The organism is Leucobacter sp. M11 (assembly GCF_035726885.1).
Taxonomy (GTDB): domain Bacteria; phylum Actinomycetota; class Actinomycetes; order Actinomycetales; family Microbacteriaceae; genus JAPFRB01.
Map to the genome: position 1 here is coordinate 741,335 of NZ_JAPFRB010000003.1, position 6,674 is coordinate 748,008.

At 70.6% G+C, this 6,674-nt stretch carries 4 protein-coding genes and 1 pseudogene; 3 read left to right on the forward strand and 2 right to left on the reverse strand.

Going from position 1 to position 6,674, the window contains the following annotated elements:
- Nucleotides 1-92, reverse strand: a pseudogene (locus tag OOT08_RS11955) (septum formation inhibitor Maf); the annotation flags it as partial.
- Nucleotides 93-179: 87 nt separating this feature from the next.
- Between OOT08_RS11955 and OOT08_RS11960 the strand changes: the two are divergent.
- Complete coding sequence (locus tag OOT08_RS11960) at nucleotides 180-1,460, forward strand: class I SAM-dependent RNA methyltransferase (protein WP_325092878.1); 1,281 nt, start codon at nucleotides 180-182, stop codon at nucleotides 1,458-1,460.
- 83 nt (nucleotides 1,461-1,543) lie between these two features.
- On the opposite strand, the gene OOT08_RS11965 is transcribed toward OOT08_RS11960, so the two are convergent.
- Complete coding sequence (locus OOT08_RS11965; RefSeq protein WP_325092879.1) at nucleotides 1,544-3,190, reverse strand: PucR family transcriptional regulator; 1,647 nt, start codon at nucleotides 3,188-3,190, stop codon at nucleotides 1,544-1,546.
- Nucleotides 3,191-3,372: 182 nt separating this feature from the next.
- Here OOT08_RS11965 and OOT08_RS11970 point away from each other — a divergent pair, with 182 nt between their 5' ends.
- Together OOT08_RS11970 and OOT08_RS11975 are read left to right on the forward strand one after the other, a co-directional pair.
- A complete protein-coding gene (locus OOT08_RS11970; RefSeq protein WP_325092880.1) occupies nucleotides 3,373-4,857 on the forward strand; it encodes a CoA-acylating methylmalonate-semialdehyde dehydrogenase in 1,485 nt (494 codons plus the stop codon).
- A gap of 44 nt (nucleotides 4,858-4,901) precedes the next feature.
- Complete coding sequence (locus tag OOT08_RS11975) at nucleotides 4,902-6,302, forward strand: aspartate aminotransferase family protein (RefSeq protein ID WP_325092881.1); 1,401 nt, start codon at nucleotides 4,902-4,904, stop codon at nucleotides 6,300-6,302.
- Nucleotides 6,303-6,674 lie beyond the last annotated feature (372 nt).

Here is a 6,674-nt window from a genome sequence, read left to right on the forward strand (position 1 = left end):
TCCACCTCTGGCGCGATGCAGACCGGGTCGATTCCGGCGGCGCGGAGCACCGAGAGGCGGGCGGGGGACGTCGAGGCGAGGATCAGGCGCATGCCCCGAGTCTAGGGAACGCGGCGGCGGGAGCGCCGCGAACGGGCCGCTGTCGGCCACACCCCGGTTCCCCGTGGGAGAATGGGCCTATGAACCACACCCCCAGCTCCCTCGCCGTCGGCGACGAGATTGAACTCGACATCACGAACGTCGCCCACGGCGGCCTCTTCATCGCCCGGCACGAGGGTCGGGTGGTCTTCGTCAGCGACGCGATCCCGGGCGAGCGCGTCGTCGCCCGCATCACCGAGGCCCGCAAAAAGTCCTTCGCCCGCGGCGTGACCCTCCGCGTGCTCGAGGCCTCCCCGCACCGCCGCAACCACGTCTGGCCAGAGGCCAACGTGGACCGCGACCCCGAGGACCGCGTCGGCGGCGCCGAGTTTGGCCACATCACCCTCGCGCACCAGCGCGAGCTGAAGGCCTTCGTACTGAGCGACTCGCTGAAGCGGATGGCGGGTATCGACCTGCCCGTCGAGGTCAGCCCCGCCCCCGGCGACGAGGCCGTGAACGGTCTCGCCTGGCGCACCCGAGTCCGCCTGCACGTGGACGAGGACGGCCGGGTCGGCCCCTACGCCGCGCGCAGTAACCGCGTCATCGACGTGCGCAAGCTGCCCCTCGCGATCGAGGAGATCAACATGATCGCCCCGCTCGGCGAGCACATGCCGGACGTTGCGGCCGTTGACCTCGTCGCGCCGAGCGGTGACGACCCCCGGATGCTCATCAACCACGCCGGCGACGACTCGCGCGCCGGCGAGAACGACCCCGTGACCGAGTTCGTGGGCGAGCGCGAGTTCCGCGTCAGCGCCGGGGGCTTCTGGCAGGTTCACCGCGCCGCGCCGCTCGTGCTCACCGAGGCGGTCGCGGAGGCCGTCGCCGAGGCGATCGAGGCCGAGGAGTTCGACCCCCTCGCGATGAACCTGGACCTCTACGGCGGGGTCGGCCTGCTCGCCGCCGCGATGGCGGAGGCCGCCGGGCCCCGCCTCAAGGTCACCTCCGTGGAGTCGGATGCCCGCGCGACCGACGACGCCGCCGAGAACCTCTCGCACCTGATCGGTGCGATGGCGGTCACCGACCGCGTGGACCGCTTCCTGCGGACCCTGACCAAGGAGGAGAGCCCGGTCGTGCGCGAGCGCCTGCGCCAGGCCACGGTCGTGCTCGACCCGCCCCGCTCGGGCGCGGGCGGCGAGGTCTGCCAGATGCTCGGCGAGCTCGCCCCGAAGCGGCTCATCTACGTGGCCTGCGACCCGGTCGCCCTGGCCCGCGACGTGAAGACCCTCGGCGAGCTCGGCTACGAGCTGCGGAGCGTGCGCGGCTTCGATCTGTTCCCGCACACCCACCACGTCGAGGCCATCGCGGTACTCGTCCGCGCGTAGCCGACACCGCTGCCCGCGCGAATCGCCGCTGCCGCCGCCCCTCGGGGTGGCGGCAGCGGCGTTTTTGGCTCCGGGAGCTGCGGTTAGCGGCTCTGGTGCGCGAGCAGCGCGACCCGCAGGGTCGCGATCGTGGTGCCGTTGCTCAGGTCCTGGCCGAGCAGCTCCTCGATGAGGGCGATGCGCTGGTAGAACACCGAGCGGGACAGGTTCGCCGCCTGGGCCGCCGCGGAGCGGTTGGTCGGGTGCTCGAGGACGCTGCCCAGGACGCGGAGGAGATCGCCGTCTCGGCGGCGATCGTGCTCCACGAGCGGCGCGAGCGTTTCGCGGGCGAACTCGCTGACCGCGGGCACCCCGGCGAGGGATCGGACGAGGTGTTCGAGCGGCTGCGCGGTGGCCTGCTGCACGGCCACCCGGTCGGTGCCCATCGGGGTGCTCAACCGCCCCGCGGCGCGCACCCCCTCCAGGGAGGTCACGAGCCCGGAGGGACCGTAGCCGGGGGCGCCGATGGCCAGGTGCGCCCGCCAGTTCCCAGGCACGGTGTCCGGGAGAATGCCGCGCAGCTCCCGGTCGAGCCGGATGGCGAGGGCGGGGAACTCCCCGCTCGACCCGGTGACGGGGCGCCCGCGGGGGTCCGCCGGGTCCACGGAGATCATCGCGAGCAGCGTGTGTTCGTCGCTCTGATCGGTGCCGGAGGCAATGATGACCCGGCCCTCCGGGGCGACCGCGCGGCGGAGCGCGGTTTCGAGCAGGGCCCACTCCAGGGTCGAGTGCGAGCCGAAGGAGCCGACGCCGCGCAGGCTTGCGCCAAAGAGCACCCGCCCCTCGACGGGGAGCCCGGCGGCGCTGAGCTGGTGCCCGAGGTCCTCCTCGCGGCGGAATCGCCCGCTGAGGAGCGTGTCCACGAGCTTCGCGGAGCCCAACTGCAGCCAGTCGTCGCGGTCGGGGTCGGCCAGCCGCCCGAGCGCCAGCGCGAAGGCGCCCAACTCCAGCACCGTTTGCCGTCCGGCCGGGTGCGCGGGGCCGGGCAGCGCGGTCAGCGTGCCCCAGCGGGTGCCGCGGGCCTCCACGGGCACCCGGTTCCACTCCTGCGTCGCCCGCGGCAGATCGCTCGGGTCCACGGGCCAGTGCGCGAGCACGCTCGTCGCATCCATGCCCGCGTGCGGGCTGGCCCAGGCGACAACCTGTCCGCCCGCGTTTTCCAACACGACCGGGGCATCCACGGTAACGGCCAGTTGCTCGATCACGTAATCGACCGGGCTGCGGTTCAGCCCCAGCTCCGTGAGCATCTCGTGCACGGTCGCCCGGGCCTCGAGCGCCTCGCTCTGCGCGGCGAGGATGCGGCGGTGCACCCGTTCGGTGATCTGCACGAAGCGGGCCTCACGGCGGAAGGCGATCAGGGGGACCCCGCGGCGCTCAAAGGTCGCCACGATCTCCTCGGGCACCCGCTGGTAGCGCCCGCCGAGCTCGATCGCGACGGCGGCGATGCCCGCGTCGATCAGCTCGGACACGAGGCTCGCGGGGTTCTCCGGCCACCCGGCTCCCGTCGTCAGGATCAGCTCACCCCCGTCGAGGAGTTTCGCGAGGCCCTCTCCGGCGGCGACGTGCACCCACCGGAGCTGCGTATCGAGGCCGTCACTGCCCGCGAGCAGGACGGGATCGCCCGCGACGACCTCGGGCAGACCGAGGATTTCACGGACGCTGGGAAGGGGAAGCGTTTCGTTCGTGGCCACGGGGGCTCCTTGCTGTTCGGACAGAGTGTGCGAAAAACGGGCAAGAGCCGCTGATTTGCCCCTGTCGGGGGAGGGGAACCCTTGCGATACTGAGCATATCCCCCGATTCTGATCCGCCATACACAGTGTGATGATCCTCAGGACGGGGCGTCCGACCCACCACACACCCTAAGGAGGGCCTCATGGCTCGCATTCCCCACGTCATCAACGGTGAGAAGATCGACGCCGCCGAGTCGTACGGCCCGGTGTTCAACCCCGCAACCGGTGAGCAGCAGCACGAGGTCGCCCTCGCCTCCACCGAGCGCACCAACGAGGCCATCGCCGCGGCCAAGGCAGCGTTGCCGATGTGGCGCAAGACGAGCCTCACCAAGCGCGCGGACGTCTTCTTCACCCTCCGCCAGCTGCTCAAGCAGCGCACCCCCGAGCTGAGCGCCATCGTCACGAGCGAGCACGGCAAGGTCCTCTCCGACGCCGCCGGCGAGATCGCCCGCGGTCTGGAGAACGTCGAGTTCGCCGCCGGCCTCATGCACCTGCTCAAGGGCGAGCGTGCCGAGCAGGTCTCCACCGGGGTCGACGTGCACTCCGTGAAGCAGCCCGTCGGCGTGGTCGGCGCGATCACCCCCTTCAACTTCCCCGTCATGGTGCCCCTCTGGATGGTCGCCTCCGCAATCGCCTGCGGCAACACGGTCGTCCTGAAGCCCTCCGAGCGCGACCCCTCCGCCTCCGTCTTCATCGCGGACCTGTTCCGCGAGGCGGGTCTGCCCGACGGCGTGCTCAACGTGGTGCACGGCGACAAGACCGCGGTCGACGCGATCCTGGACAGCCCTGACGTGAAGGCCGTGTCCTTCGTGGGTTCCACCCCGATCGCCCGCTCCATCTACCAGCGCGCCTCCGAGAACGGCAAGCGCGTCCAGGCCCTCGGCGGGGCAAAGAACCACATGATGGTCCTGCCCGACGCCGACATCAACATGGCTGCCGACGCCGCGGTCTCCGCCGCTTACGGCTCCGCCGGTGAGCGCTGCATGGCCGTTTCGGTCGTCGTCGCGGTCGGCGGCGTCGCCGACCGGCTCGTCCCCGCCATCGAGGAGCGCATCGCGAAGCTCGTGATCGGCGACGGCACCGACCCCGCCTCCGAGATGGGTCCGCTGATCACCGCCGAGGCCCGTGAGCGCGTCGCCTCCTACGTCGCCGGGGCCGAGGCCGAGGGCGGCACGGTCGTGGTCGATGGCCGCGAGCAGCAGTTCACCGAGAACGGCTACTTCATCGGCGTCTCGCTGATCGACAACGTCAAGCCCGAGTCCAAGGTGTACCAGGACGAGATCTTCGGCCCGGTGCTGGCCATCGTCCGCGTGGACACCTACGAAGAGGGCATGGAGCTCATCAACAGCCACCAGTACGGCAACGGCACCGCGATCTTCACCCGCGACGGCGGCGTCGCGCGCCAGTTCGAGTTCGAGGTCGAGGCCGGCATGGTTGGCGTGAACGTGCCGATCCCCGTGCCCGTCGGCTCCTTCTCCTTCGGCGGCTGGAAGAACTCGCTGTTCGGCGACTCGCACATCTACGGCCCCGAGTCGGTGCACTTCTACACCCGCAGCAAGGTGGTCACGAGCCGCTGGCCCGACCCGGCCACCTCGAAGGTCGACCTGGGCTTCCCGGGCAACGAGTAATCCGGCACCCCAGGTCATTCAGCGAAGAAGAGGAGAACACTCCCATGACGGAAACCATTACCGGGTACACCGACCTCGCCGGTCAGCGGCAGGAGTTTGGTAACCCCGAGATTGAGGCGCAGATCCGCGCCGACGACAAGAGCTACGTGTTCCACTCCTGGTCCGCCCAGGACGCGATCAGCCCCCTCCCCGTCGCCACGGGCCAGGGCTCCACGTTCTACGACTACGCGGGCAAGTCCTACCTGGACTTCTCCTCGCAGCTCGTGAACCTGAACCTCGGCCATCAGCACCCGGGCCTCGTCCGCGCGATCCAGGAGCAGGCGGGCCGTCTCGCGACGATCCAGCCCGCCTTCGCCAACGACGCGCGCTCCGAGCTCGCCAAGCGCATCGTCGAGCACTCCTTTGAGGGGGCTCGCTCGGTGTTCTTCACGAACGGCGGCGCCGACGGCGTCGAGTACGCGGTGCGGATGGCCCGCCACCACACCGGGCGACACAAGGTGCTCTCCCGGTACCGCTCGTACCACGGCTCGACGGGCACGGCGATTACCCTGACGGGGGAGCCGCGCCGCTGGGCCAACGGCACGCTCGACGCGGGCATCGTGCACTTCACGGGTCCCTACGCCTACCGCTCCGCCTTCTACGCGGAGACCCCGGAGCAGGAGGCCGAGCGCGCGCTCGCGCACCTGGAACAGACGATTGTCTTGGAGGGCCCCGAGACGATCGCGGCGATCATCCTGGAGACGATCACCGGCACCAACGGGGTGCTCGTGCCGCCGCCCGGGTACCTGCCGGGCGTGCGCGCACTGTGCGACAAGTACGGCATCGTGATGATCTGCGACGAGGTCATGGTTGGCTTCGGTCGTACCGGCGAGTGGTTCGCCTTCCAGGGCTTCGACGTCACCCCCGACCTCGTGGTCTTTGCGAAGGGCGTGAACTCCGGGTACGTCCCCCTGGGCGGCGTGATCGTGAGCGAGGCGATCCACGAGACGTTCGCCACGCGCGCCTTCCCCGGCGGGCTCACCTACTCGGGTCACCCACTGGCGTGCGCCGCGGGGGTGGCCACCTTCGACATCTTCGAGGAGGAGGGCATCATCGAGCGGGTGCGCGACCTGGGCAGCCGGGTCGTCGAGCCCGCACTGCGGGCGCTCGCCGAGAAGCACTCGAGCATCGGTGAGTTCCGCGGCAAGGGCCTCTTCTGGTCCCTCGACCTGGTCACGAACCGCGAGACCCGCGAGCCGCTGGTCCCGTTCAACGCGGGCGGCGAGGCGGCGGCTCCGATGAACGCGGTGGTTGCCGCGTGTAAGGAGGCCGGCCTCTGGCCGTTCGTGCACTTCAACCGCCTCCAGATCGCACCGCCGCTGAACATCACGGAGGAGGACCTCCTCCGCGGCCTCGCGATTATTGACGAGGCCCTCACGGTCGCCGACGGGTACACCACCGCGTAACCGCGCAGGCACACGCCACGGCCCGGCACTCCTTCTGGGGTGCCGGGCCGTGGCGTTCTGTCGTGCTGGGGCTGAGCACCGTGGGGCCGAATACCCCGTGCGGCGGGGCGCGCACGCGGCGGGCGGGCGCAATTCCTGCGCCGTTCCGGGGGCTGCGGGCCCTCCCCGGGGCACGGCGCGGGGAGACGCCAGCGGGGGCGGATTCGGCTGAATTTTGTGCCGTGCTGGGGTTTCTACGAGCGCCCCCGATTCGACACGCCCAAGGTGATGGGGGGATTTGTGGGTGGGGCGCGGTCCTGCGTATAGTTATCTCTTGTCAGCACAACGGTGCGGAACGCGAGAAGCGGGCCGGTCGCAATCGCTGGCCACAAT

What these genes read in the sequence shown, in the direction of transcription:
- OOT08_RS11975 (WP_325092881.1), top strand. Translation starts at nt 4,902, where the DNA reads ATGACGGAAACCATTACCGGGTACACCGACCTCGCCGGTCAGCGGCAG.
- OOT08_RS11970 (WP_325092880.1), top strand. Translation starts at nt 3,373, where the DNA reads ATGGCTCGCATTCCCCACGTCATCAACGGTGAGAAGATCGACGCCGCC.
- OOT08_RS11960 (WP_325092878.1), top strand. Translation starts at nt 180, where the DNA reads ATGAACCACACCCCCAGCTCCCTCGCCGTCGGCGACGAGATTGAACTC.